Source organism: Micromonospora sp. CMU55-4, from assembly GCF_011602315.1.
GTDB classification, from domain to species: Bacteria; Actinomycetota; Actinomycetes; order Mycobacteriales; family Micromonosporaceae; genus Micromonospora; species Micromonospora chalcea.
Window position 1 is genome coordinate 80,930 of sequence record NZ_JAAOLH010000005.1, and the last position, 25,696, is coordinate 106,625.

The 25,696-nt window shown below is 74.1% G+C and carries 21 protein-coding genes; 5 read left to right on the forward strand and 16 right to left on the reverse strand.

Annotated features, from left to right (window positions below):
- Positions 1-125: 125 nt before the first annotated feature.
- The 6 genes from alaS to HA073_RS11280 form a co-directional block, all read right to left on the reverse strand.
- Positions 126-2,807, reverse strand: a complete 2,682-nt coding sequence (gene alaS / locus HA073_RS11255; RefSeq protein ID WP_064448515.1) for an alanine--tRNA ligase — start codon at positions 2,805-2,807, stop codon at positions 126-128.
- Positions 2,804-3,109 carry a hypothetical protein gene (locus HA073_RS11260; protein ID WP_013285491.1) on the reverse strand — a complete coding sequence of 102 codons (306 nt, stop codon included), beginning with the start codon at positions 3,107-3,109 and terminating at the stop codon, positions 2,804-2,806. The genes alaS and HA073_RS11260 overlap by 4 nt, the downstream gene beginning before the upstream one ends.
- Before the next feature lie 31 nt (positions 3,110-3,140).
- Entirely contained in the window at positions 3,141-3,602 is a 462-nt protein-coding gene (locus HA073_RS11265; protein ID WP_104115776.1) for a DUF948 domain-containing protein, read from the reverse strand.
- 146 nt (positions 3,603-3,748) lie between these two features.
- Complete coding sequence (locus HA073_RS31115) at positions 3,749-4,366, reverse strand: hypothetical protein (RefSeq protein ID WP_043330338.1); 618 nt, start codon at positions 4,364-4,366, stop codon at positions 3,749-3,751.
- Between the two features lie 2,522 nt (positions 4,367-6,888).
- Positions 6,889-8,379 carry a replication-associated recombination protein A gene (locus HA073_RS11275; RefSeq protein ID WP_166456335.1) on the reverse strand — a complete coding sequence of 497 codons (1,491 nt, stop codon included), beginning with the start codon at positions 8,377-8,379 and terminating at the stop codon, positions 6,889-6,891.
- Positions 8,380-8,453: 74 nt separating this feature from the next.
- Positions 8,454-8,666 (reverse strand): hypothetical protein, encoded by a 213-nt coding sequence (locus HA073_RS11280; RefSeq protein ID WP_018785054.1) that lies wholly within the window; start codon positions 8,664-8,666, stop codon positions 8,454-8,456.
- Between the two features lie 132 nt (positions 8,667-8,798).
- Between HA073_RS11280 and HA073_RS11285 the strand changes: the two genes are divergently transcribed.
- Positions 8,799-9,539, forward strand: a complete 741-nt coding sequence (locus HA073_RS11285) for a GNAT family N-acetyltransferase (RefSeq protein ID WP_166456336.1) — start codon at positions 8,799-8,801, stop codon at positions 9,537-9,539.
- Between the two features lie 251 nt (positions 9,540-9,790).
- Here HA073_RS11285 and HA073_RS11290 read toward each other — a convergent pair whose 3' ends face one another.
- The 4 genes from HA073_RS11290 to aspS form a co-directional block, all read right to left on the reverse strand.
- Positions 9,791-11,203: an MFS transporter gene (locus HA073_RS11290; RefSeq protein WP_166456337.1), complete on the reverse strand. Its 1,413-nt coding sequence runs from the start codon at positions 11,201-11,203 to the stop codon at positions 9,791-9,793.
- Positions 11,200-11,811, reverse strand: a complete 612-nt coding sequence (locus HA073_RS11295; RefSeq protein ID WP_166456338.1) for a helix-turn-helix transcriptional regulator — start codon at positions 11,809-11,811, stop codon at positions 11,200-11,202. The genes HA073_RS11290 and HA073_RS11295 overlap by 4 nt, the downstream gene beginning before the upstream one ends.
- Positions 11,812-11,872: 61 nt before the next feature.
- A complete protein-coding gene (locus tag HA073_RS11300; protein WP_166456339.1) occupies positions 11,873-12,673 on the reverse strand; it encodes a sugar nucleotide-binding protein in 801 nt (266 codons plus the stop codon).
- Between the two features lie 68 nt (positions 12,674-12,741).
- Positions 12,742-14,547 (reverse strand): aspartate--tRNA ligase, encoded by a 1,806-nt coding sequence (gene aspS, locus HA073_RS11305; protein ID WP_043324967.1) that lies wholly within the window; start codon positions 14,545-14,547, stop codon positions 12,742-12,744.
- Positions 14,548-14,696: 149 nt separating this feature from the next.
- Between aspS and HA073_RS11310 the strand changes: the two genes are divergently transcribed.
- Entirely contained in the window at positions 14,697-15,395 is a 699-nt protein-coding gene (locus HA073_RS11310; protein ID WP_069087702.1) for a DUF998 domain-containing protein, read from the forward strand.
- Between the two features lie 58 nt (positions 15,396-15,453).
- Here the strand turns inward: HA073_RS11310 and HA073_RS11315 are convergent, their stop codons facing one another.
- Together HA073_RS11315 and HA073_RS11320 are read right to left on the reverse strand one after the other, a co-directional pair.
- Complete coding sequence (locus tag HA073_RS11315; protein ID WP_166456340.1) at positions 15,454-16,500, reverse strand: S1 family peptidase; 1,047 nt, start codon at positions 16,498-16,500, stop codon at positions 15,454-15,456.
- A 294-nt stretch (positions 16,501-16,794) separates the two neighbouring features.
- Entirely contained in the window at positions 16,795-17,268 is a 474-nt protein-coding gene (locus HA073_RS11320; RefSeq protein ID WP_166456341.1) for a helix-turn-helix domain-containing protein, read from the reverse strand.
- A gap of 55 nt (positions 17,269-17,323) precedes the next feature.
- Between HA073_RS11320 and HA073_RS11325 the strand changes: the two genes are divergently transcribed.
- Positions 17,324-17,824, forward strand: coding sequence for a PaaI family thioesterase (locus tag HA073_RS11325; protein ID WP_064448524.1), 501 nt, complete (start codon positions 17,324-17,326; stop codon positions 17,822-17,824).
- Positions 17,825-17,964: 140 nt separating this feature from the next.
- Here the strand turns inward: HA073_RS11325 and HA073_RS11330 are convergent, their stop codons facing one another.
- Genes HA073_RS11330 through HA073_RS11340 form a run of 3 tightly spaced genes read right to left on the reverse strand, consistent with a single transcriptional unit; the run spans position 17,965 to position 21,052 of the window.
- Positions 17,965-18,900: an acyl-ACP desaturase gene (locus HA073_RS11330; RefSeq protein ID WP_043324971.1), complete on the reverse strand. Its 936-nt coding sequence runs from the start codon at positions 18,898-18,900 to the stop codon at positions 17,965-17,967.
- A 51-nt stretch (positions 18,901-18,951) separates the two neighbouring features.
- A complete protein-coding gene (gene hisS, locus HA073_RS11335; RefSeq protein ID WP_113973154.1) occupies positions 18,952-20,292 on the reverse strand; it encodes a histidine--tRNA ligase in 1,341 nt (446 codons plus the stop codon).
- 40 nt (positions 20,293-20,332) lie between these two features.
- Complete coding sequence (locus HA073_RS11340; protein WP_030502528.1) at positions 20,333-21,052, reverse strand: MBL fold metallo-hydrolase; 720 nt, start codon at positions 21,050-21,052, stop codon at positions 20,333-20,335.
- Between the two features lie 237 nt (positions 21,053-21,289).
- Between HA073_RS11340 and HA073_RS11345 the strand changes: the two genes are divergently transcribed.
- Positions 21,290-22,159, forward strand: coding sequence for a peptidylprolyl isomerase (locus HA073_RS11345; RefSeq protein ID WP_166456342.1), 870 nt, complete (start codon positions 21,290-21,292; stop codon positions 22,157-22,159).
- 91 nt (positions 22,160-22,250) lie between these two features.
- Positions 22,251-23,093, forward strand: coding sequence for a peptidylprolyl isomerase (locus tag HA073_RS11350; protein WP_166456343.1), 843 nt, complete (start codon positions 22,251-22,253; stop codon positions 23,091-23,093).
- Between the two features lie 73 nt (positions 23,094-23,166).
- On the opposite strand, the gene HA073_RS11355 is transcribed toward HA073_RS11350, so the two are convergent.
- The gene (locus HA073_RS11355; RefSeq protein ID WP_043324973.1) at positions 23,167-25,638 is read right to left on the reverse strand and encodes a bifunctional (p)ppGpp synthetase/guanosine-3',5'-bis(diphosphate) 3'-pyrophosphohydrolase; all 2,472 of its coding nucleotides are present in this window, start codon (positions 25,636-25,638) and stop codon (positions 23,167-23,169) included.
- Positions 25,639-25,696 lie beyond the last annotated feature (58 nt).

Genomic DNA, 25,696 nt, shown 5'->3' on the forward strand with positions numbered 1-25,696 from the left:
TCGGACACCTCCCCGCCGGTACGGGCCAGGGCGGACCGGGTGGTCCGCCCTGGCGTCGATCGGTGCGCTCATGCCGTGCCGATCGGGCATGCGCTCACGGCCCTCGCTCCGCTCGGTGCATTCGCTCATGCCGTACCGGCGACCGCCTGCTCGACGGTGACCAGCAGGTTCGGCGCCTCCGCCGCGGGCAGGCCGCCGCCCTGGGCCAGGTCGTCGCTGCCGCCGCCCCGGCCGGAGAACGCCGCCTTCACGAGGTCCTTCGCGCTCAGGCTCCGGCCCCGGGCGGCCTGGTTGACGGCCACCACCAGGGACGCCTTGCCGTTGGCCCGGGCCGCCACCGCGACCACCGCCGGGCGGGCCGGGTCGATCCGGCCCCGGATCTCCTGGGCGAGGGTCCGCACGTCGTTCGCAGCCGCGCCCTCGGGGGCCTCGGTGCCGACGTACGCGACGCCGCGCACGTCCTTGGCCTGCGCGGCCAGGGCGCCGGCCCCGCCGAGCACGAGCTGGGCGCGCAGCTTCTCCAGTTCCTTCTCCGCGTCGCGAAGCTGGGTGACGGTCTGCTCCACCCGGTCGGCGACCTGCTCCCCCGGCACCCGGAACAGCTCGGCCAGCCGGGACACCAGCAGGTGCTCGCGGGCCAGGAAGCCGAACGCGTCCATGCCGACGAGCGCCTCGATCCGGCGTACCCCGGAACCCACCGACGCCTCGGAGAGGATCTTCACCAGGCCGAGCTGGGCAGAGCGGGCCACGTGCGTACCGCCGCACAGCTCCCGGGCGTAGTCGCCGACCTCGACGACCCGGACCCGCTCGCCGTACTTCTCGCCGAACAGGGCCATCGCCCCGATCCGGCGCGCCTCCTCCTGGCTGGTGACGAACGCGTGCACCTCCAGGTCGGCCAGCAGCACCTCGTTGACCTGCTGCTCCACGTCGTGCAGCACGCTCGGCGCCACACCCGTCGGGGTGTTGAAGTCGAACCGCAGCCGGCCGGGCGCGTTCAGCGAACCCGCCTGGGTGGCCGACTCGCCGAGGAAGTTGCGCATCGTCTGGTGCACCAGGTGCGTCGCGGTGTGCGAGCGGGAGATCGCCCGGCGGCGGGACACGTCGATCTCGGCGTACCCGGTCTCCCCGGAGCGCACCTCGCCGCGCACCACCTTGGCCCGGTGCACGATCAGGCCGGGCACCGGCTGCTGCACGTCGAAGACCTCGACCTGGCCGCCGCCGACGGTGATGAGCCCCTGGTCGGGCTGCTGCCCGCCGCCCTCGGCGTAGAACGGGGTGGTGTCGAGCACCAGCTCGATCGTGTCGCCCTCGACCGCGGCGGAGATCGCGGCGCCGCCGGACAGCAGCGCGCGCACCCGCGACTCGCGGCTCAGCTCGGTGTAGCCGGTGAACTCCACCGGCCCGCCGCCGTCGAGCACCGACCGGTACGCCGACACGTCGGTGTGCCCGGTCTTGCGCGCCTGCGCGTCGGCCTTGGCCCGGCTGCGCTGGTCGGCCATCAGCCGGCGGAAGCCCTCCGCGTCGACCTGCAGCCCCTGCTCGGCCGCGATCTCCAGGGTCAGGTCGATCGGGAAGCCGTACGTGTCGTGCAGCTGGAACGCCTTGTCACCGGAGAGCGCCGCCTTGCCGGCCGACTTGGTCTCCGCGATCGCGGTGTCCAGGATCGTGGTGCCGGCGCGCAGCGTGGCCAGGAACGCGTCCTCCTCGGCGTACGCGTACTGGGAGATCCGGCCGAAGTCCTCGGCCAGCTCCGGGTACGACGGCGCCATGCAGTCGCGGGCCACCGGCAGCAGCTCCGGCAGCGCCCGGTCCTGGTAGCCCAGCAGCCGCACCGCCCGGATCGCCCGCCGCATGATCCGGCGCAGCACGTAGCCCCGGCCCTCGTTCGACGGGGTCACCCCGTCGCCGATCAGCATCAGCGAGGTGCGCACGTGGTCGGCGATGACCCGCAGCCGTACGTCGTCCGGGTGCGACTCGTTCGCCGCGTGACCGGAGTGCACGCCGTAGCGCTTGCCGGTCAGCTCGGCGGCCTTGTCGAGGATCGGGCGGACCTCGTCGATCTCGTAGAGGTTGTCCACGCCCTGCAGCAGCGAGGCCATCCGCTCCAGGCCCATGCCGGTGTCGATGTTCTTCGCCGGCAGGTCACCGAGGATCGGGAAGTCCTCCTTGCCGGTGCCCGGGCCGCGCTCGAACTGCATGAAGACGAGGTTCCAGAACTCCAGGTAACGGTCCTCGTCGACCTCCGGACCGCCCTCGCGGCCGTAGGCCGGGCCGCGGTCGTAGTACAGCTCGGAGCACGGGCCGCACGGGCCGGGGATGCCCATCGACCAGAAGTTGTCGGCCTTGCCGCGGCGCACGATCCGCTCGGCCGGCACGCCGGTGGCGCGCCAGATGTCGTACGCCTCGTCGTCGTCCAGGTAGACCGTGGCCCAGATCCGCTCCGGGTCCAGCCCGAAACCGCCCGCCTCGACCGACTTCGTCGCCAGGTCCCAGGCGAGCGGGATCGCCCCGGACTTGAAGTAGTCACCGAAGGAGAAGTTGCCGTTCATCTGGAAGAACGTGCCGTGCCGGCTGGTCTTGCCGACCTCGTCGATATCAGGCGTCCGGATGCACTTCTGCACGCTCGTCGCCCGCGCGTACGGCGGGGTCTGCTGGCCCAGGAAGTAGGGCACGAACTGCACCATGCCCGCGTTGATGAACAGCAGGTTCGGGTCGCTGATGGCGGGCAGCGGAGCGGACGGCACCACGGTGTGCCCGTTCGCCTCGAAGTGGGCGAGGAACCGCCGCTTGATCTCCGCCGTCTTCATCGCTGGTGGTCCTCCGGGAAAATCTCTCGGTCGCCGATGCGCGGGTCCTCCCGCAGCTCGGCGAACTGGTCGTCGTACACCTCGCCGCGGGCGAAGGCCTCGTGGATCTCCTGCTCACGCTCGGCCATGCCGACCCGGACGTCGTCCACGAACGCCCGCAGCGACTCGACCAGACCGCCGGCGGACTCGGACAGCCCGCTGGCGATGCCGGCCGGGGTGTACGCCTGCGCGGTCCGGGTGGCCTTGCGCACCACCAGGACGCCCACGGCCAGCCCGATGCCCAGCCAGAACAACCGCCTCATGCTCTCATCCTCCCGCGTACGCCGGTCGGGGTCAGCGGTTGCCGCGCTTGGCGGCGCGACGCTGCTGCTTGATGGTGTCGCGCACCTCGCGCTCGGTCTCGGCGTGCCGGCGCGCGGAGGCGGCGCGGCGCACGCCGTACCCGAACGCGGCCACCTTCACCAGCGGGTTCGCGGCGGCGGCCGAGACCACGGTGGCCAGGTTCGCCACGTTCGCGGTGACGTTCTGCGCGTGGCTGGTCATGGTGTCCACCTTGGCGAGCTGCAGGTTCACCCCGTCCAGCGAGGTCTGCACCTGCTCCAGCGCCACGTTGACGTTCTTCACCGTGGTGTTCACGTCCCCGAGCAGCGGCGCGGTGCGCTCGTTCACCTCGGTGATCATGCGGGTCGTCGCGTCCACGGTGTGCCGCAGCCGCAGGATCGGCACCGCCAGCACGAGCACCAGCATCAGGAACGCGCCGGCCGCGATCAGCGCAGCGATTTCTCCACCACTCACGCGCATGTCCTCCTCAAGCAGTGTCCCGGAACCCGACGCCCCGGAACGCGCGACCGTACCTACCCACTTCGCGCCACGCCGACCCGGTCACCGAGCGCGGACGGGCGTGCCAGCCCCAGACCCTACCGTCCGTGATGAAAGTCGGCTCACGACGGTGAGGGAGTCGCCTCGCCCAGCGGGTCGTCGGTCAGCGTCGGGAACGGATCCTCACCGGTGAGTGACGGATCGGTGGTCGGCGTCGGCCCGGTGCGCTCGTCGTCGATCGCGTTGCGCACCTTCACCGACACCAACGAGCCGGTGCACGTCGCCGCTGCGGGCGCGGCCGGCGCGGAGGGCGCGGGCGCGCCGTCGATCGGCGGCGGCGTGCAGGCCGGGTCGCGTACCCACAGGTCAAGCGTGAGTTCGTCGCGACGCCAGCAGGTGTAGCTGCCCTCGACCTTCTCCTCCGGGCAGCGTTCGACGCTCCACCGCCGCCAGCCGTCCTTGGCCAGCGCCTGCTCGTAGACGGCGACCGTCTGCTCCCATCCCTGCTCCGACTCGACCGCGCGTTCCCGCAGCCGGCAGTCCTGCAGGCACCAGCGGCTGCCGCTGACGTTGTCGACTGTCTTCTTCTCGGCCCAGGCGGGCACGTCGAGCGCGTCGAGGGTGTCGAAGACCGGATCGCGGCTGAGCGTCCGCATGCCGAAGTAGAGCGGTACCGCGCCCAGCAGCAGGAGGCTCACCAGCGCGAGGACACCCATCCGCAGGCGGCGCCGCTCGCGCATCTGCCGCCGCAGCTCGGACCGGGCGCCGCGCAGGCCACCGGCCTCCGCGTCGGTCTCGTCCACGCCGGGACCGGCGGGTCGCGGCGCGGGCATGGCGTCCGCGCCGGGCCGTGGCCCGGCAGCCTCCCCCGGGGGTACGACAGCAGCCGCCCGCGCCACCGCCGGAGCGCCCGGAGGCGGCGCCACGCCGGCCGGGTTGCCCGGACCGCTGCGATCCGGCTCCGGTCCGGGGCCGGCCGCCCGGCCGGTGGTCCGCTCGTCCGGCCCGACCGGTCGCGCCACACCCGCCGCCGCGCGGGCGGCAGGCGCCGGTCCGGCGGCCGCGCCCCGGGCGCCGGGCGCCACCGGTGGACGGGGTCCGCCACCGGGCGGAGGTGCCTCACCGGGCCGGACCGGGCCGGACCCGCCGGGCCCCTGCCGGGGCGGATGCGGGCCGGGACCGCCGGGTCCCTGCCGGGGTGGGTGCGGGCCGGGACCGATACGGCCACCGTCGCCGCCGGGCGGACCGGCCGGACGCGGCGGGCCACCACCGGGACGGCCACCACCGATCGGCACACCGCCCGTGCGCTCGACGTCGCTCTGCGGGCCGCCACCGGGTGGTACGCCGGGGCGGGCGGCGCCCCGGGCCGGGCCGGGGCGGCCGGGGTTCGCGGCCGGGGCGGGCATCGGGGGACCCGCCGGGGGCGCGATCGGGCCGGACTGGTCGGGCCGGACCGGTGCAGCCGGTTGGCCTGCCGCCGCGCCACGCGCCGGCCCACCCGGTCCAGCCGGCGCGGGCCGCCGCGACGGCGTGCCCGGATCGGCCGGTTCGGGGCGGACCGGTGGGACGGCGGCGCCGGTACGGCCGGTCGGCTCGTCGGCCGGGCGGCGGGTCACCGGCATGGCGGGGTCGGTGTGTGGCGCGCGACCGGCCTGCCGCAACCATTCGCCCGGCCGCTGCGGACGCGGGTCGCCGGTGTCGTCAGGCGCCGCGCGACGTCCGGGCCGCGCCGCCTCGGCCGCGGCGCCGGGTTCGGCCGGCCCGTCGGGAGCGGCCCTCCGGCCACCCGGCGCGGCGCGGCGCGGCGCGTTCGCCGGGCCGCCGGACACGGGCGCGCCGGGCAGGTCCGGCGCGTTTCCGCTGCGCGGCACCACCGGCGGGCGGTCCGGTTCCGGGGCGGCCCGGCGGCCACCCGCCGGGGGCACGACGCCCTCCGGCGCGGCGCGGCGGCCGGCGCCGGAGACGGGGCGGGTGCCGGGCGGAACGTCGTCCGGCCGGGCACGACGGCCCGCGCCCGACACGGGCCGGACGCCGGGCGCAACGTCGTCCGGTCGCGCGCGACGGGGCCCGCCGGAGACCGGCTGGACGCCGGCGGTGTCGTCGGGCCGGGCCCGGCGGCCGCCGGGCGGCGAGGTGACGGGCGGGTTGGCCGCGGCCTGGTGCGCGCCCTCCGGCACGCCGGCGCCGTGCCGGCCGCGCGGTGTCGGGGGCCGGTGCTCGCCGTCGACGGGCGGGCGGCCCGGCTCGGCGGGTACCCGGCCGGGTGGCGGCCCGGCGGGCGCGCCGGGCGGCGGCGAGACGCCGGTGACCGGCGGCTGCTGGCCGGTGGGGCCGTCCGCGCCCCGGCGGGCGGGTGCTCCCGCCGGACGACGGGCCTCGGGCACGCCGGGCCAGGGACCGTCGACGGGCGGGCGCGGCGCGCCGGCCTCGGGACCGCCGGGGCGCACCGGCGGCGCGGCCGGGCCGAGCTGGTCGGGACCGCGCCGGGTCACCGGAGGACGCGGACCGGGCCGGCCGCCGGGCATCGGGGGCGGCGCGTCAGCCGGGCGGCCGGGTGGCATCTCCGGACCGGGCCGGGCGGCGCCCGCGTCCGCTGCGGAACGCCCGGCGACAGGTGGTACGTCCGCGCCGGGCCGGACGTGACCGGGCCCGGCCGGTCCTCCGCGGCCCACGCCCGGCGGGGACGCCGGGCCGCCACGACCGGAAACGGGCGGTTGCGTCGGGTCGGTGCGGCCGTCCGGCACCGGCCCGGCCGGTTGGGGACGGCCGGGGGGCGGGGCGGCGGGAGACGACGGACCGGGCCGGGCGGACGACGGAGGCGCCGCCGGGCCGGGCCGACCGGAGACGGGTGGCTGCGGGCCCGGGTGACCGGCCAGGGGCGGCTGCGGGCCCGGGTGACCGGACGCGGGCGGCTGCGGACCCGGCCGGCCGGGTGGTTGCGGGCCCGGCGCCGGGGGCCGCGGAGCGGACCGGGCGGGCATCCCCGGCCCGGCGGCGGGCGGAGGCATGCCGGGCCCGGCGGCCGGACCCGGTGCTGCTCCCGGCCGGCCCGGCGCGGGCGCGGAGGAATCCCCCTCCGGTCCGAGTTCGCCGCCCTGCTGCTTGGCGGTACGCAGATCGTCGATCCAGCCGAGTTCCTCGCCGACGACGGTCGGGTCGAGCTCGGGCTCGGCCCGGCCGCGTCCCCACCGGCGGCCCTTGGCCCGCGGATCGCGCCGCTCGTCGGGGCCGTCCGCCGGCCGCTCCGGACCACGCGCCATCACTACTGACCCCCCTCGGCGGCGTCGCTGCCGCCCTCACTCGCCCCGCTGGCCTGCTCGCCGCCGCCCACCCGGGCCCCGTTCACGGCGGCCGGGGCGCCGGCCTCCGCCCGGGTCGCCGGTGCCGGCAGCCCACGGACGATCCGGCGCAGCAGCGGCAGCCGGGTGGCCACCGCCCGCTCCGCGCCGTGCCCACTGGGCTGGTAGTAGTCGGTCCCGACGAGGTCGTCCGGAGCGTACTGCTGGGTGACCACCCCCCGGTGGTCGTCGTGCGGGTAGCGGTAGCCGGCCCCGTGCCCGAGTCCGCGCGCGCCGGAGTAGTGGGCGTCGCGCAGCCCGCGCGGCACCGGACCGCCGCGACCGGCGCGTACGTCGGCGACAGCGGCGCCGATCGCGGCGGTGGCCGAGTTCGACTTCGGCGCGGTGGCCAGGTGGATGACCGCCTGGGCCAGGTTGAGCTGCGCCTCCGGCAGGCCCACGTACTCGACCGCGTGGGCGGCGGCGGTGGCCACCGTCAGCGCGGTGGGATCGGCCATGCCGACGTCCTCGCTGGCGAAGATCACCAGCCGGCGGGCGATGAACCGGGCGTCCTCGCCGGCCACCAGCATCCGGGCCAGCCAGTGCAGCGCCGCGTCCACGTCGGAGCCGCGCATGCTCTTGATGAACGCGCTGGTCACGTCGTAGTGCGCGTCGCCGTCGCGGTCGTAGCGCACCGCCGCCACGTCGACCGCCTGCTCCGCCACGGCCAGGTCGATCCGGCCGGTGCCGAGCGCGGTCGCGGTGGCCGCCGCCGCCTCCAGCGCGGTGAGCGCCTTGCGCACGTCGCCCCCGGCGAGCCGGACCAGGTGGTCCTCCGCCTCCTCGGCCAGCACCAGCGCGCCGCCGAGGCCGCGCTCGTCGGCGACCGCGCGGCGCAGCAGCCCGCGTACGTCGTCGTCGTCGAGGGCCTGGAGGGTGAGCAGCACGCACCGCGACAACAAGGGCGAGATGACCGAGAAGTACGGGTTCTCCGTGGTCGCCGCCAGCAGCGTGACAGTACGGTCCTCGACGGCGGCGAGAAGCGAGTCCTGCTGGGTCTTGCTGAACCGGTGCACCTCGTCGATGAACAGCACCGTCGGCGGGCCGCCGGAACGCCGCTGCCGCCGTGCGGTCTCGATCACCGCGCGGACGTCCTTCACGCCGGCGGTCAGCGCGGACATCGCCACGAACCGCCGGTCGGTGGCCCGGGCCACGAGATGCGCGATCGTGGTCTTGCCGCTGCCCGGCGGCCCCCAGAGGATGACCGACATCGGCGCCGCGCCCTCGACCAGCTGACGCAGCGGCGCGCCCGGTGCGAGCAGGTGCTCCTGCCCGACCAGTTCGTCGATGCCGGCCGGCCGCATCCGCACCGGCAGGGGCGAGTCCGCCCGGGCGTCGGTGAAGCCGTCGGCGCCGCTCGCGCCCGCGGGTGCTCCGGCGGGCTCGCCGAGGGTGAAGAGGGCGTCCGATTCCATCACGAGAACAGTACCGGGCCGGGCCGACGGCGCCGGAATCGCGCCGCCGACCCGACCCGGGTGGTCGTTTCCGGTCAGCCGCGACCCGGCCGCCGGCCCCGGTACCAGCGGCCGCCACCGCCACCGCGCGGGCCGGAGCCGACGCCGGCCAGGTAGAGCGAGAGCAGCAGGAAGCCGATGAGCATGAGCGTCGAGGTGCTGAACAGATCGGGCGCGCCGAGGTCGGTGTTCATGAAGTCGAGCAGCAGCGCGAAACCGAACACGATGGCCGCGAGAATGGCGAGCATGTCGTTCCTCCGGTGGGGGTTCCCAGCAGGTCGGCGACGGATGTACCCAATCGGTCTGTTCGTCAATCTCCACCCTGGAACAGGAGATGGCCGTCCTCCGATACGGGCTGCGGGTGCTCGTAGGCTGGCGCAATGATCACTGTCGACGAGGCGCTGACCGGGCGCGGGGCGCTGCTCGCCGCGGCCGGCGACCACCCGTACGCCCGGCACGCGCTGCGGGACGACCAGGCCGTACGCGGATGGCGGCACGGCGGCGCGGTCGGGTGGCTGCTCCCGCCGGGCGAGTGGTCGGCCGGCGGGGCGGTCGGCGCCCCCGGCCCGGCGCTCGACGTCTTCGCCGCCCACCGGGCGGACGGGACGCTGCGAGCCGGTCAGTCGATCAACCTGCCCCACGCCGACCCGGACGAGGTGGCCGCGCGGCTGCCGGTGGCCCGGCTGATCGAGTGGGACTTCCTCTGGACCACCGCGCCGCCGCCGCACCAGCCGGAGCAGGAGCGGGTGGAGCGGCTCACCGCTGCCGACCGCCCCGCCCTGACCGCGCTGATCGAGGAGGCGTTTCCGAGCACCACCTCCCGGCCGGGCGAGCCGGGCATCGTCGACTGGTACGGGATCCGCGACGGGGACCGCCTGCTCGCCTGCGGCGCGGATCGCAGCCGCGCCGACATCGGCTTCCTGGCCGGGTTGACCGTCGCACCCGGGCTTCGCGGGCGAGGGCTGGGCGCGGCGCTGACCGCCGGCATGACGGGCGCGCTGTTCGCCCGGTACGACACGGTGGCGCTGGGCGTCTACCCGGACAACCTGGGCGCGATCCGGCTCTACCGGCGGCTCGGCTTCACCGCCACCGAACGCCGCACCTCGATCAAGCTGGCCTGACGCTGCCGGCACCCGGCCAGGGCTGCGATCGGAAGCGGGCGCGTCGAACCGGTGAGTGGAACGTCATGGGTGTCAAACGGGAGCCGAGACACCCATGACGTTCCACCCGCGGGGCGGTGACCCGCACGGCGATGCCGGGAACGTTGCTGCCGACAACGCCGGCACCACTCGGCCGCCGCCGGGCGACGCCCGCCGTCGGGACGCCGGGACGCCGGGACGGCCCAACCACTGCCGGACGACGCCCGCAGGACTCAGTCGCGGCCGGGTGACGCCGGCACGACCACCGGCCCGGGCCCGCCAGTGACGGCAGCCGCGTCCGCGCCGACGGCGGCGCCACGGTCCGCCGCGTCGAGGGGCGGCTCGGACGCCAGGCCGGCGTGGCCGGGGCCGCCGCCCGTCACCTCCGGCGTCACGTCGACCGCCGAGGGGGTACGGCGGGCGGCGCGCCAGGCCGGCAGGTAGAGCGGCGCGGCCACGGCGAGCACCACCCCGCCGACGATCATGGCGGTGCTGACGCTCGTGGCGTCGGCCAGCGCGGTGAGCGTGACCGCGCCGAGCGCGCCGGCCGGCTGGCCGGCCATCGAGTTGAGCGACAGCACGCTGGTGCGGTACGGCCCGTCGACCTGCCGGTGCAGCAGTCCCATGTGCAGCGGGTTCGACGCGCCGTGCACGGTGTAGCAGGCCAGGTACGCGATGAGGATGCCGACCGGCCCGGCCAGCAGGCCCATGCCGACCACTGTGACGCCCTGGAGGATCCGCATCAGCGCGGCGGCCGGGGCGGCGCCGAGGCGGCGCAGCAGGAACGGGGTGAGCGCGGCGCCGGCGGCGTTCGCGAGCCAGGCCGCGGTGCCGGCGGGGCCGAGCAGCGCCGCGGCGCGGGCCGGGTCGTCGAGCACCTCGGCGAGGCGTACCGGCAGCAGCGACTCGAAGGTGACCATGCCGAAGCCCCAGAACAGCTCGACGGCGACCAGGGCCGCCAGCACCCGGTTTCGGCGCAGCAGCCCGACGGCCTGCCCGACCATCCGGGGCGCGTCGACCACGGAGGCGCGCAGCGCGGCCGGGCCGGACGCGGGCCGCCGCTCGGCCATCAGCGCGAGCAGCGCCACGATGGACACGGCCTGGAGCACGGCGGCGACGATCACCGGCAGCGCGAGGGCGCTGACCGGGCCGACCGGGCCGAGCGCGACGAGGCCGCCGCTGAGCAGGGCGCCGGCGCCGATGGCGACACCGATCACGGTGCCGGCCCAGCCGAGGCCGCGTTCGTACTCGGCTTTCGGGTCGGCGGCGAGCGTCGCGTCCACGTACCAGGATTCCATCGGGCCGCTGTCGAGCGCCCGGTAGACGCCCTGCAGCGCCCAGACCAGGAAGAACATCCAGAACGAGTCGGCCACCGCCATCAGCGCCAGCGAGCCGAGGCCGATGGCCCAGGCGGCGACCAGCACGGGTTTGCGGCCGAGCGCGTCGGCGAAGCCGCCGGTGGGCAGTTCCAGCGCCAGCACGACGAGGCCCTGGGCGGTGGCGACCAGGCCGATCTGGGACAGCGTGAGGCCGCGCTCCTGCATCAGCAGGATCATCACCGGCATGAGCAGGCCGCTGGGCAGCCAGCGCAGGCCGTACAGCGTGAGGTAGCGGATCCGGATCTGGCGTACGGACAGCGCGGTCACGGCTTCTCCTCGGCGGGTGGCGGGGTGGACCGGGGGAACGCCGCGTCCATCGGGAGGGCGGCGAGGTAGAGCTGCACCGTCTCGGCGTCGGGGTCGTCCGGGTCGGTCTCGTCGCGGTGCCGCTCGAAGACCGCGAAGACCTCCTCCTGGATCGCCTTGAGGCGGTCCACCGGAATCCGCATGAAGAAGTCGCCCATGCCGAACGCGTCACGCCAGGCCGGCGACCACCGGTGCCGCTGGGCGAACCAGCGTTCGGCGTGCCCGGCGAAGAAGCGGACGTAGTCCGCCTCGACCCACTCGATGGCCGCCCGCGAGTCGGGGTCGTCGTCGAAGTCGCTGGACTCCCAGCTGGTGACGTCGTGCGCGGCCCGCCAGTAGCGCTGCCGGCCGGTGCCGAGGCTCGGGTCCTCGACCACGAGGCCGACCTCGGCGAGTTGGCGCAGGTGGTAACTGGTCGCGCCGCTGTTGGTGCCGAGCGCCTCGGCGAGGGTGGTGGCGGTGGCCGGGCCCACCACGCGCAGCGCCCCGATCAGCCGCATGCGCAGCGGCTGGGCCAGCGCGCGGACCTGACGGTGGTCGATGCGTACGGTGCGCTTCTTCTCCTCCATGAGATGCACAATATCTGTGCACACTTTCCATGCACAAGATACTTGCAAAGAATCTGTGCAACTAGCCGTACAGCTCGGTGATCCCCCGCAGCCGGGTCCGCAGCAGGCCCGCGGCGCGGGTGGAGTCCAGCACCACCTCGCCCGGTCGGCGCAGCCCGGCGGCGGCGATCGTGGTCGTCCGCAGCCCGCCCGTATCCACCCCGTCGTGCCGGGCCACCAGCAGCCCCAGCTCGGCGCGGCTCACCGCGTCCGGCCCGGCCACGTTCAGCAGCCCGGCATAGTCGCCCGGCACCAGCTCCAGCACCGCGGCGGCGAGGTCGGCGACGTGCACCGGGCAGCGCAGCTCGTCGGTGAACAGCGTGGCCCGCCCCGCGAGGGCCTCCCGGCAGAGATGGATCTGCTTGCTGCCCTCCCCCACGATCAGCGAGGTACGCACCAGCGCCGCGCCCGGATCGACCGCCCGCACCGCCGTCTCCGCCGCCGCCCCGTACGCGTGCAGCGGCGTGGGCACGTCCTCGTCCGCGTACGGCGCAGGCCGCCCGGCGTGCAGCGCGTCGCTGGACAGGTGCACCAGCCGGGCGTCCACCTCGGCGGCGGCCACCGCGATGTGGGCCGCCCCGTCCGCCGTGACCGCCCAGTCGTCGTACCGGTAGGGGGTGGCGACGACCGCGTCGGGGCGTACCCGGGTCAGCAGCTCCCGCACGGCGGCGCGGTCGGTCACGTCGAGCCGGTGCGGCGCGACGCCGGGCACCGCGACGGCGGCGCGGTGGTACGTGCCGGCGACCCGGTGCCCGGCGGCGACCGCCTGCCGGCACACCTCGGCGCCGAGGAAGCCGCTGGCTCCCACCACGAGCAGGTTCATGTCGTCTCCCCCGAAGATCGAAAAAGGCCCGCGTCATCATGACGCGGGCCAGTTCCGGAAAGCGAGGATCAGACGGGGTCGGCCACCGGGGCGGCCGGGCCGGCGGTGCCGGCGTGCGGACCGGCCGGGGCCTTCGGCTTGGCGTCGATGCCGGCCTCGGCGCGCTGCTGCCCGGTGATCGGGGTGGGCGCGCCGGTCAGCGGGTCGAAGCCGCCGCGGGTCTTCGGGAACGCGATGACCTCGCGGATCGAGTCGGCGCCGGCCAGCAGCATGCAGACCCGGTCCCAGCCGAACGCGATGCCGCCGTGCGGCGGGGCGCCGTACTTGAATGCCTCCAGCAGGAAGCCGAACTTGTCCTGCGCCTCGTCGGCGGTGATGCCGAGCAGGTCGAACACCCGCTGCTGTACGTCGCCGCGATGGATACGGATCGAGCCGCCGCCGATCTCGTTGCCGTTGCAGACGATGTCGTACGCGTACGCCAGCGCCCGGTCCGGCGCGTCCTCGAACCGGTCCACCCACTCGGCGTTCGGCGAGGTGAACGGGTGGTGCACGGCGGTCCAGCCGCCCTCGTCGGTGCGTTCGAACATCGGCGCGTCGACGACCCAGCAGAACGCCCAGGCGCTCTCGTCGATCAGGTTCGACCGCTTGGCGATCTCGATCCGGGCCGCGCCGAGCAGCTCCTGCGCCTCGCGGGTGTTCGTGCTCGCGGCGAAGAAGATCGCGTCGCCGGGCTTCGCGCCGACCGCGTCGGCCAGACCGGACAGGTGCGCCTCGGACAGGTTCTTCGCCACCGGGCCGCGCGGCTCGCCGGTCTCGGCGTCCAGCACCACGTACGCCAGGCCGCGCGCGCCGCGCGCCTTGGCCCAGTCCTGCCAGCCGTCCAGCTCCTTGCGGGTCTGCGCCGCGCCGCCGGGCATGACCACCGCGCCGACGTAGCCGCCCGCGTCGATCGCGCCGGCGAACACCCGGAACTCGGTGCCGCGCAGGTAGTCGGTCAGCTCGGTCAGCTCCACGCCGTAGCGCAGGTCCGGCTTGTCAGAGCCGTACCGGGACATGGCGTCGTGCCAGGTGATGCGCGGGATCGGCCGGGCGATCTCGTAGCCGGCGAGGTCCTTCCACAGCGCCGAGACGATCGCCTCGCCGAGGTCGATCACGTCGTCCTCGGTGACGAACGACATCTCGATGTCGAGCTGGGTGAACTCCGGCTGCCGGTCGGCACGGAAGTCCTCGTCGCGGTAGCAGCGGGCGATCTGGTAGTACCGCTCCATGCCGCCGACCATGAGCAGCTGCTTGAACAGCTGCGGCGACTGCGGCAGCGCGTACCAGCTGCCCGGCTGCAGCCGCACCGGCACCAGGAAGTCGCGCGCGCCCTCCGGGGTGGAGCGGGTCAGCGTCGGCGTCTCGATCTCCAGGAAGTCCCGCTCGTGCAGCACACCACGGGCGATCTGGTTGGCCCGCGAGCGCAGCCGCATGGCCTTCGCCGGGCCGCCCCGGCGCAGGTCCAGGTAGCGGTACTTGAGCCGGATGTCGTCGCCGGCCTCGATCTGGTCGTCCACCGGCAGCGGCAGCGGCGCGGCCTCGGAGAGCACCTCCAGCGCGGACGCGGTCACCTCGACCTCGCCGGTGGGCAGGTCCGGGTTCTCGTTGCCCTCGGGGCGGCGGGTCACCTCGCCGGTGACCTTGACGCAGAACTCGTTGCGCAGCGCGTGCGCGTCCTCCTCGCGGAAGACCACCTGCACGACACCGGAGGCGTCCCGCAGGTCGACGAAGATGACACCGCCGTGGTCGCGCCGGCGGGCCACCCACCCGGCGAGCGTCACCGTCGAGCCGGCGTCCGCGGCGCGCAGGCTTCCGGCATTGTGGGTACGGATCACGGCTGGCGTCTCCTCAATCTGGTCCACTCACTGCTCCCCCGCATTCTGTCAGGGCGGGCGGGCCCGCTCCCGGGCACCCGTCGAGCCGGTCCGCCCCGGCGGTGGCGAAAGCGCCGTGCGGGCCGGGTCCGGCGGTCTACCGTGGCCGGGTGCGTGCCGTACCGAGCTGGGCCGTGGTCACCGCGGCCGCCGCGCCCGCGCTGCTGGTGGCGGGCTGGACGGTCGCGGGCGCCCGCCAGGGGCCGGGGTACGACCCGGTGCGGGACACGATCAGCGAGCTGGCCGGCGAGGGCGCGACCGATCCGTGGCTGATGGGCGGCGCGCTGGTGCTGCTCGGCTGCTGCTACGCCGCCACCGCCGCCGCGCTGCACGCCGCCGGGCTGCCCAGCCGCTTCCTGCTCGCGGTCGGCGGGGTGGCCACCGTCGCGCTGGTCGCGTTCCCCCGCCCGCAGGTTGGTGGCTCCCCGGCGCACGGCGTGGTCGCGACGGTGGCGGTGCTCGCGTTGTCGCTGTGGCCGGCCGGGACGGCGCTGCGGCTGCCCCGCAGAGTCCCGCGCGAGGTGGCCGCCTCCCCGGCCGGCACGCCGCCGTGGGCGTTCCGCCGGCCGGTGGCGCTGGCCGTGACGGCGGCGCTGCTGGCGTTGTTCGGCTGGTCGGTGGCGGAGGTGACAGGCGGCTCCCGGACCGGGCTGGCCGAGCGGGTGGCAGCGCTCGCGGTGACGCTCTGGCCGCTGGCGGCGGTGCTGTCGGCGCGGCGGGCCCACCGGCACTGGACGGCCCGGCCGTCGGACCCGCCCCGCCCGGACGGGCCGCCGATCGGTCCGGGCCGTCTTGGAGCGGGCGCCTGAGCGGGTACGCGGAACGGGCCGCCGGTCGCCCGGCGGCCCGTTGGATGCGATGCGTGGATCAGAAGACGCTCACGCCGTAGACGCTGAGCGGCTCGGTGACCGGCTGGAAGTAGGTGGTACCGCCGGAGGAGCAGTTGCCGCTGCCGCCGGAGGTGAGGCCCAGGGCGGTGGTGCCGGCGAACAGCGAGCCGCCGCTGTCGCCCGGCTCGGCGCAGACGGTGGTGCGGATGAGACCGGAGACGCTGCCCTCGGCGTAGTTCACGGTCGCGTTGAGCGCGGTCACGCTGCCGCTCTTCACGCCGGTGGTGCTGCCGGAACGGCGGACGGACTGGCCGACGTAGGCGTTGCCGGCCGAGGTGATGTCCTGGGTGCTGCCGTTGTAGAGCGAGACGTTACCGGCCGCGTTGGCCGAGTTGCTGTGCCGGACGATGCCGTAGTCGTTACCCGGGAAGCTGGTGCCGGTCCGGGTGCCGAGCACGGTGGTGCGGCTGGAGTTGGAGTACCAGGTCGAGCCGATGTTGGTGCAGTGCCCGGCGGTGAGGAAGTAGTACGTCGAGCCGCTGCGCACGTTGAAGCCGAGCGAGCAGCGTCCGCCGCTGGCGTAGATCGCCTGGCCGCCGGAGATCCGGGTGCTCAGCACGCCGGCCTCGGCCTCGATGCGGATCGCGCCGTTGTGCCGGGCGGCGGCGGCCCTGACCCGCTCCAGCTTGGCGCCGGTGACGGTGCTGTCGATGGAGACGACGACCTGGTTCGTGACCGGGTCGGTCCACCAGGCGGTGCCGGGGATGCTCGCGGAGCGCTCCAGCTCGCTGGTGGCGGCGTTCAGCTTGTCCGCGCCGCGCGTCACGATCTTCGGGATGGCGCCGGCGGCGCGGACCTGGCGGGCGGTGGCGGTGTCGGTCACCGTGACGATCATCTTCCCGCTGGCGTCGGCGTACGTGCCGGCCGCCCGGGCGCCGAGCTTCTCGACGAGGGTGGCGGCGGCGTCCGGCGAGAGGGCCGCGGGGGCGGCCTGCGCGGGGGCGCTGAGCAGCGAGCCGGTGACCAGGGTGCCGGCAACGGCGACTGCGGCGGCGCGGCGGAGCGTGGACCTCGTGGGTCGCATGTAACAACCTCCGAATGGGGGTGAACGGGCGCTGTCATGGGGGCGCGCCCGAGGACAACCCGGGCGACCTGGGGAAACCGCCCGGGTGCCCAAAGTATTCACACATTTAAGATCGTAAACAAGACATGGCTTTGCCCGGATTCGCACCAGCGCCCGATGTAACGCCCCAGCAACAACATCGACTCAAGGTGTCAGAGCCGGGGATCGACCCGCGTCGACGTGCTGGGGGGCAGGCGCGGCGAACGGTCAGGCGCGCGGGCGGTCAGGCGCGCGGGCGGTCAGGCGCGCGGGCGGTCAGTCGCGGCGGTGGGCGCCGGGGCCGGGACGGGGCAGCACGTCGCGCGCCTCGGTGATCTCGTGCCCCTCGGCGCAGCGCAGCTCGACCCGGACCTCGGCGCCACAGTCACGATGCGCCACGCTCAGCGGGGAGCCCTCCGGGTCGGCCAGGTAGCGGTCACCCCAGCCGAGCACGGCGACGAGCACCGGCCACAGGTCCAGCCCCATCTCGGTGAGCCGGTACTCGTGACGCGGCCGGCTGCCCGGCTCCCGGTACGGCTCGCGACGCAGCACCCCGCGCTCGACGAGCATGGCGAGCCGGTTGGTCAGCACCTGGCGCGGGATGCCGGTACGCACCCGCATGTCGTCGAAGCGGCGTACGCCGTTGAAGACCTCGCGCAGCACGACCAGGGTCCACCGCTCGCCGAGGACCTCCATGGCGCGCGCGATGGTGCAGTTCTCCACCGACCAGTCCAGTGCCGCGGGTCTCATCCGACCAGGCTAGGTCTGATTGACAGACTCAGCAACGCGCTGCCAGGCTGAGTCCATGACGCAGACGCAGGAACGCTCGCGCACGTTCACCTGGTCCGACCCGGCCGCCGGGGCCGCCCACCTGGGCCGGCGCAGCGGCCTGGAACTGATGCGGGCGATGATCGCCGGCGAGCTGGCCGCCCCGCCGATCATGCACCTGATCGACATGTCCCGGATGGAGGCCGAGGAGGGGCGCGTGGCGGTCGAGCTGCTGCCGCAGGAGTTCCACTACAACCCGCTCGGCACGGTGCACGGCGGCGTCCTCTCCACGCTGCTGGACACCGCCGCGGCCTGCGCCGTGCACACCACGCTGCCGCCCGGGGTCGGCTACACGTCGCTCGACCTCAACGTGAAGTTCCTGCGCCCGGTAACAGTCGACACCGGCACGCTGCGCTGCGAGGGCACTGTGCTCCAGCGGGGCCGCCGCACCGCCCTGGCCGAGGCCCGCCTCACCGACCCCGCCGACCGCCTGGTGGCCCACGCCACCTCAACCTGCCTGATCTTCCCCCTCCCCTGACCACCGCACCCCGCGCCCCCGCCGCGCCCGGCGCGCCCGGCGCGCCCGGCGATCTTGCGGTTGCGGCCCCCGCAGCGCCGGTTTCGCGGCATTCGCGGGGGCCGTGAGTGCAAGATCGCGCGGGAGAGAGGGGGGTGGGGTCAGCGGGTTGCGGCCAGGCGGGCTGCTCGGGCTGCGCGCTTCTCCTCGAAGCGGGACGCCTGGGTCTCCAGCATGTCCAGGTGGGCGGCGATCTGGTCGCGGGCGGCCTCGCCGTCGGCGTTCAGGCCGGTCACGTCGAACAGGTTCCACTGACGCAGCACCGGCATCACCACCTCGTCACGGTGCTGGCGCAGGTCGTAGATGCCGGCCAACGCGATCGCCACCGACTTGCGGGCGAAGCCGTCGATGCCCACGCCCGGCATCTGGAAGTTGGCCAGCACGTCGGCGACCGCGCGCATGGCCTGCGACGGGGCCAGCTCGAACGCCGCGCCGAGCAGGTTGCGGTAGAAGACCATGTGCAGGTTCTCGTCCGCCGCCACCCGGGCCAGCAGCGCCTCGCACGTCGGGTCGCCGGTGGCCCGGCCGGTGTTGCGGTGCGAGATGCGGGTCGCCAGCTCCTGGAACGACACGTACGCCAGCGAGTGCAGCATCTCCTGGTCGTGGACGTTCTGGTAGCCCGCCGACATGTGCACCATGCGGGCCCGCTCCAGCGCCACCGGGTCCACCGCCCGGGTCACCGTCAGGTAGTCGCGGATCGCCGTGCCGTGCCGCCCCTCCTCGGCGGTCCACCGGTGCACCCAGGTGCCCCACGCGCCGTCGCGCCCGAACAGGGTGGCGATCTCGTGGTGGTACGAGGGCAGGTTGTCCTCGGTGAGCAGGTTGACGATCAGCGCCGTCCGGGCCACGTCGGGCAGCGTCGAGTCCTCCGGTGACCAGGCCTCGCCGCCCAGCGGGCCGTCGAAGGTGCGGCCCTCGCTCCACGGCACGTACTCGTGCGGGAACCACTCCTTGGCCAGCGACAGGTGGCGGTCGAGGTTCTTCTCGACCACCGGCTCGAGTTCGGTGAGCAGAGCGGTCTGGCTGAGCACGGTCACGACGTTCTCCCTACGGTGGCGTAACTTACGCCACCGTAGGTCCAAACGCCTTCAGACGCCAGTGCCGGCCGGGCCGACCAGCGGCTTCAGGTCCGCCCGGGGCGGCGTCCACTCGCCCGCCGAAGCGGCCACCTGCTCACCGGAACGGATGTCCTTGACCTCGTCGCCGTCCGCGCCGGGGAACCAGACGTACGGGATGCCGCGCCGCTCGGCGTACCGGATCTGCTTGCCGAACTTGGCCGCCGACGGGGACACCTCGGTCGGCACACCGCGCGACCGCAGCGCCGCCGCGACCGCGTCACTGGCCGCCCGGTCCTCCTCGGCGGTGACCGCCACCAGCACACAGGTCGGCACCGAACGGGACACCGACAGCGCCTCGGCGCCGAAGAGCAGGCCGAGCAGCCGGGTCACCCCGATCGAGATGCCCACCCCGGGGAACCGGACGTTGCCGGAACTGGCCAGGTTGTCGTACCGGCCGCCGGAGCAGATCGACCCGAACCGCTCGTAGCCGATCATCTGCGTCTCGTAGACCGTACCCGTGTAGTAGTCCAGGCCCCGCGCGATGCGCAGGTCGGCCACGCAGAGGCCGGGCGCGTGCGCGGCGGCGGTCTCCACCACGGCGGCCAGCTCCGCGACGCCCTCGTCCAGCAGCGGATCGCTCACCCCGAGGCCGCGCACCGCGTCGGCGAAGGAGGCGTCCGGCGCGGAGATCTCGGCCAGCGACAGCACGGCCTTGGCCTGCGCCTCACTCGCCCCGGCGGTGCTCGCCAGCAGCTCCGTCACCCCGGCCGGGCCGATCTTGTCGAGCTTGTCCACGGCGCGCAGCGCCGCCTCCGTGTCGGTCAGCCCGATGCCCCGGTAGAAGCCCTCGCAGATCTTGCGGTTGTTGACCTGGATACGCACCGGCGGGATCGGCAGCGACCGCAGCGCGTCACCGATTACCAGCGGCATCTCCGCCTCGTAGTGCGCCGGCAGCGTGTCCCGGTCGACGATGTCGATGTCGGCCTGGAGGAACTCCCGGTAGCGGCCCTCCTGCGGGCGCTCACCCCGCCACACCTTCTGGATCTGGTAGCGGCGGAACGGGAACTGCAGCTTGCCGGCGTTCTCCAGCACGTAGCGGGCGAACGGCACGGTCAGGTCGAAGTGCAGGCCGAGCGCGTCGTCACCGGCCGGCCCGTCGGCGTCGGCCTGCAACCGGCGCAGCAGGTACACCTCCTTGGAGGTCTCCCCCTTGCGCAGGAGCTGGTCCAGCGGCTCCACCGAGCGGGTCTCCAGCGGCGCGAAGCCGTACAGCTCGAACGTGGCGCGGATCCGGTCGAGCACGAACTGCTCGATCATCCGCTGCGCCGGCGTCCACTCGGGGAAGCCGGAAATGGGCGTGGGCTTGCTCATCACGAACTCCTTGAGAACCCGCGCGGGCGCGGGTGAGGGTCTAGAGGCCTCGGGTGGGCGCGGCCGGGCGCGCGCCGCCGGTGCCCGCCACCTCGACGAGGTACGGGTTGGTCGCGCGCTCGCGGCCGATAGTGGTCGCGGGGCCGTGGCCGGGCAGGACGACTGTGTCGTCGGCCAGCGGGAGCACCTTGTCCCGCAGGCTGGACAGCATCCGGGGCATGCTGCCGCCCGGCAGGTCGGTACGGCCGATCGAGCCGGCGAACAGCACGTCACCGGAGAGGCAGATCTGCTCCGCCTCCCAGGGCGAGCCGGCGCCGGGCAACCGGAACAGCACCGACCCGCCGGTATGGCCGGGGGCGTGGTCGACGGTGATCTCCAACCCGGCCAGCGACAGCGTCGCGCCGTCGGTCAGCTCGGCCACGTCGTCCGGCTCGGCGTACGGCAGCCGGCCGCCGAACAGCTGGGTCAGGTCCATCGACAGCGCCTTGCTCGGGTCGGCCAGCAGCTCCCGGTCGTCCGGGTGGACGTAGGCGGGGATGCCCCGCGCGCCGCAGACCGGGGCGACGGAGAACGTGTGGTCCAGGTGGCCGTGGGTGAGCAGCACGGCGGCCGGGTGCAGGCGATGCTCGGCGAGCACGGCGTCGAGCCGGTCGAGCACCCCGATGCCGGGGTCGACCACCACGCACTGCTCCCCCGGAGCGGTCGCCACCACGTAGCAGTTGGTGCCGAAGGCGTCCGCGGGAAAGCCGGCCACGAGCACGTCGCTCCCCTTTCCGTCCGGTCGTCGTCTGCTTGCAGCCTAGTCGTAGCGGCGAGCGAGTTCCGCCCGCCACCGGGCCCGTCCGCCCCGGCCGGGCTGAGATGACGGGACCTCGTACACGACATTCACAGTCGCTACCCGTACACTCTGGCGGGCGTGTGGCGTGGCGCACCCCGACCGGAACGGCGGCCGGCGCCCGGCGCCGGCGGCGATTCAGGCAGAGGAAGGGGAGCGCACGTGGCTTCCAGCAGGGACCGGCAGCGCAAACTGGCGCGGGCCAAGCTCGACCGGCAGCTCGCCCGGCGGGCGGCGGCCGCGAAGCGCCGCCGGCAGATCCGGGCCGGTGTGGGCGCCGCGGTGGTGCTCGTGCTGATCGTGGCCGGTTCCGCCTGGGCGCTCGGCGCGTTCGACTCGGAGCCGGAGAAGCAGGCCGCCGAGGACGTCTGCCTCTGGACCGCGCAGGACGGCGCCGTCAACACCAACCTCAAGGACGTCGGCGAGCCGCCCACCACGGGCCTGCCCACCTCGGGCACCCGGCCGATGACGATCACCACCAACCAGGGTGGCCCGATCACCGTCGAGCTGGACCAGACCGACGCGCCGTGCGGCGCGGCGAGCCTGAGCTACCTGGCCGGCCGCTCGTTCTTCGACAACACCACGTGCCACGAGATCACCGCCGAGGGCGCGCTGCGCTGCGGCGACCCGACCGGCACCGGGCTCGGCGGACCGACCTACTCGTTCTTCGACGAGAACGTGCCGGCCGCGCCGGAGCCCAGCCCGTCGGCCTCCCCGGCCCCGGGGCAGCCGGCGACGTACCCGAAGGGCACGGTCGCCATGATCGGCAACCCGCCGGGTAGCAACGGCAGCCAGTTCCTGATCTTCTTCAAGGACGCCAGCCCGGAGAAGCCGGCCTACTCCGTGGTCGGCAAGGTCACCGGCGGGCTCGACGTGGTGGAGAAGATCGGCGCCATGCCGACGGAGGACAATGGCAACGGCGCCAAGGTCAAGCCCAAGACGCAGATCCTGGTGCAGAGCGTCACCGTCGGCGAGCCGGGCGCGGCTCTGGCCGACAGTCCCGCGCCCTCGCCGAGCGCCAGCGCGGGCTGACCGACCCAGAGCCGGCGGCAGCCCGCCGGCTCACCCACACGTGACCGGCGGCGCGCGCGCCGACCCCAAACGCAGCAGGTGAGGAGTGACCGTGACGTCCACCAGAGACCGCCAGCGCGCGGCGGCGCGGGCCAAGCTCGAGCGGGAGATGGCGGAGCGGGCCGGTAAGGCCCGCAAGCGCCGGCAGACCCAGGCGATCGTCGGCGCCGCGGCCGTGCTGGTGCTCGTCGTTGCCGGCACGGTGTGGCTGGCCACCTCGCTCGGCGGCGACGACGACGAGCAGACGGGCGGCACGACCACTGCCGACGCCGTGCAGTGCGCGTACACGGAGGTGCCCAAGGAGGGCCGGCCGCCGCAGATCAAGGACATCGGGCTGCCGCCGACCCAGCAGACCGGCAAGGGCACCCAGACGATGACGATCGACACCAACCTGGGCCCGATCACCGCCAAGATCGACCGCGCCGCCGTGCCCTGCACCGCCGGCAGCTTCACCCACCTGGCCAGCAAGGGCTTCTTCGACAACACCAAGTGCCACCGGCTGGTGACCGAGGGCATCAAGGTCCTGCAGTGCGGCGACCCGAGCGCCACCGGCAAGGGCTGGCGGGACACCGACGGCACCGGTGGGCCGAGCTACAACCTGGCCGAGGAGAACCTCCCCACCAACAAGCGCCCGCCGTACCCGGAGGGTGTCATCGCGATGGCCAACTCCGGGCAGCCGGGCAGCACCGGCAGCCAGTTCTTCATCGTGTACGGCGACTCGCCGCTCGACCCGAACTACACGGTGCTGGGCACCATCACCGGCGGCATGGACGTGGTGAAGCAGGTCGCCGCGGCCGGTGACGACGGCGCGTTCGCCAAGCAGGCCGGCGGTGGTCACCCGAAGAAGGAGATCACCATGACCAAGGTGACGATGAGCCCGGTCGAGGGCGGCTGACCGCACCCGTACGACGACGAAGCGCCCGCCGGCTGTGATCACAGCCGGCGGGCGCTTTCTCGTACGTGGTGGCTCAGGCCCCGGAGGTGACCCGGTACGCGTCGAACACGCCGTCGACCTTGCGCACCGCGGCCAGCAGGTGGCCGAGGTGCTTCGGGTCGGCCATCTCGAAGCTGAACCGGCTCACCGCCACCCGGTCGCGGGTGGTGGTGACGGTCGCGGAGAGGATGTTGACCCGCTCCTCGGACAGCACCCGGGTCACGTCGGCGAGCAGCTTGTGCCGGTCCAGCGCCTCGACCTGGATGGCGACCAGGAACGTGGACGCCGAGGTGAGCTTCCAGCTGACCTCGACCACCCGCTCGGGCTGGGCGCGCAGGTCCTCGGCGTTGGCACAGTCGTCGCGGTGCACGCTGACCCCGCCGGAGCGGGTGACGAAACCGAACACCGAGTCCGGCGGCACCGGCGTGCAGCAGCGAGCCAGCTTGATCCAGACGTCGCTGACGCCGCGGACCACCACGCCCGGGTCGGCGCTGCTCTGCCGGCTGCGCGGCGGCCGGGTGGCGACGGCGGTCTCGGCGATGTCCTCCGCCGCGCCCTCCTCGCCGCCGTAGGAGGCCATCAGCTTCTGCACGACCGACTGCGCGGAGACCTGGCTGTCGCCGACCGCCGCGTACAGCGACGCCACGTCGGCGAGGTGCAGGTCCCGCGCGATCGCCATCAGCGCGTCCGAGGTGAGCATCCGCTGCAACGGCATGCCCTGCTTGCGCATCGCCTTGACGATCGCGTCCTTGCCGGCCTCGATCGCCTCCTCGCGCCGCTCCTTGTTGAAGTACTGGCGGATCTTCGTACGCGCGCGCGGGCTCTTCACGAAGCCCAGCCAGTCCTGCGTCGGGCCGGCCGTGTCGGACTTCGACGTGAAGATCTCGATCACGTCGCCGTTGGAGAGCGTCGACTCCAGCGGCACCAGCTTGCCGTTCACCCGCGCGCCGATGCACTTGTGCCCGACCTCGGTGTGCACCGCGTACGCGAAGTCCACCGGCGTCGACCCGGTCGGCAGCGGGATGACGTCGCCCTTGGGGGTGAAGACGTACACCTCCTGGCTGGACAGGTCGAACCGCAGCGCGTCCAGGAACTCGCTCGGGTCCGCCGCCTCGCGCTGCCAGTCCAGCAGCTGCCGCAGCCAGGTCATCTCGTCGATGTGCGCCGGCGGGCCCACCACCGGCGTGCCCTTGTGCTCCTTGTACTTCCAGTGCGCGGCGATGCCGAACTCGGCCGTGCGGTGCATCGCGTACGTGCGGATCTGCATCTCCACCGGCTTGCCGGTGGGCCCGATGACAGTCGTGTGCAGCGACTGGTACATGTTGAACTTGGGCATGGCGATGTAGTCCTTGAACCGGCCCGGCACCGGCTGCCAGTTGGCGTGGATGACCCCCAACGCCGCATAGCAGTCGCGCACCGTGTCGACCAGGATCCGCACACCCACCAGGTCGTAGATGTCGTTGAAGTCGCGCCCCCGCACGATCATCTTCTGGTAGATCGAGTAGAGGTGCTTGGGCCGCCCGGTCGTCTCCGCCTTGATCTTGGCGGCCTTCAGGTCGGTGGACACCTTCTGGGTCACCTGGCGCAGCAGCGCCTCGCGCTGCGGCTGGTGCTCCCCGATCAGCCGGTTGATCTCCTCGAACCGCTTCGGGAACAGCGTGCCGAAGGCGAGATCCTCCAGCTCCCACTTGATCGTGTTCATACCGAGGCGGTGCGCCAGCGGCGCCAGGATCTCCAGCGTCTCCTTGGCCTTCTGCTCCTGCTTGGGGCGCGGCAGGAAGGTCAGGGTCCGCATGTTGTGCAGCCGGTCGGCCAGCTTGATCACCAGGACCCGGGGGTCCTTCGCCATCGCGACGACCATCTTGCGGATGGTCTCGGCCTTGGCCGCGTCGCCGAGCTTGACCTTGTCGAGCTTGGTGACGCCGTCGACGAGCAGCGCGACCTCGCCGCCGAAGTCGGCGCGCATCGCGTCGAGCGTGTATTCGGTGTCCTCGATGGTGTCGTGCAGCAGCGCCGCGACCAGCGTGGTGGTGTCCATGCCCAGGTTCGCCAGGATGGTCGCCACCGCGAGCGGGTGCGTGATGTAGGGGTCGCCGGACTTGCGGTACTGCCCCGAATGCCACCGCGCGGCCGTGTCGAAGGCGCGCTGCAGCAGCCGCGCGTCGGCCTTGGGGTGGTTCTCCCGGTGCGTCGCGATCAGCGGCTCCAGCACCTCACTGACCTGCGATGTCTGCCAGGGCGCGTTGAACCGGGCCAGCCGGGCGCGTACCCGCCGGCCGGTGGGCGCGTTGGAGAGCGCGAACCCGCCGCTGGTCGCCGCGTCGGCGGCAGCCTCGGTCGGGAACGGCACCACGACCGCCCCGCCGTCGGCCGTCGCGTCGGGCGCGCCGCCGGTGGCGCCGGTCGCCCGGGCCTGCGGGTTACCGCTACGCTCGGTCACCGAGCCGTCCGCGTCGCCTGTCGGGTGCACCGTGCCCTCCACCGGAGGGACGACATCGTGGGACACCGGCCTCCTCACCGCTCGCCGGGATGCGCCGGCCGTTCGGCCGACGTCTGGTTCAACC

Coding starts and splice junctions, on each gene's coding strand:
- HA073_RS11315 (WP_166456340.1), bottom strand. CDS start 16,500: ATGCGACCCACGAGGTCCACGCTCCGCCGCGCCGCCGCAGTCGCCGTT.
- HA073_RS11325 (WP_064448524.1), top strand. CDS start 17,324: ATGACGCAGACGCAGGAACGCTCGCGCACGTTCACCTGGTCCGACCCG.
- HA073_RS11285 (WP_166456336.1), top strand. CDS start 8,799: ATGATCACTGTCGACGAGGCGCTGACCGGGCGCGGGGCGCTGCTCGCC.
- HA073_RS11320 (WP_166456341.1), bottom strand. CDS start 17,268: ATGAGACCCGCGGCACTGGACTGGTCGGTGGAGAACTGCACCATCGCG.
- HA073_RS11260 (WP_013285491.1), bottom strand. CDS start 3,109: ATGAGGCGGTTGTTCTGGCTGGGCATCGGGCTGGCCGTGGGCGTCCTG.
- HA073_RS11275 (WP_166456335.1), bottom strand. CDS start 8,379: ATGGAATCGGACGCCCTCTTCACCCTCGGCGAGCCCGCCGGAGCACCC.
- HA073_RS11280 (WP_018785054.1), bottom strand. CDS start 8,666: ATGCTCGCCATTCTCGCGGCCATCGTGTTCGGTTTCGCGCTGCTGCTC.
- HA073_RS31115 (WP_043330338.1), bottom strand. CDS start 4,366: ATGCGCGAGCGGCGCCGCCTGCGGATGGGTGTCCTCGCGCTGGTGAGC.
- HA073_RS11295 (WP_166456338.1), bottom strand. CDS start 11,811: ATGGAGGAGAAGAAGCGCACCGTACGCATCGACCACCGTCAGGTCCGC.
- hisS (WP_113973154.1), bottom strand. CDS start 20,292: ATGAGCAAGCCCACGCCCATTTCCGGCTTCCCCGAGTGGACGCCGGCG.
- alaS (WP_064448515.1), bottom strand. CDS start 2,807: ATGAAGACGGCGGAGATCAAGCGGCGGTTCCTCGCCCACTTCGAGGCG.
- HA073_RS11300 (WP_166456339.1), bottom strand. CDS start 12,673: ATGAACCTGCTCGTGGTGGGAGCCAGCGGCTTCCTCGGCGCCGAGGTG.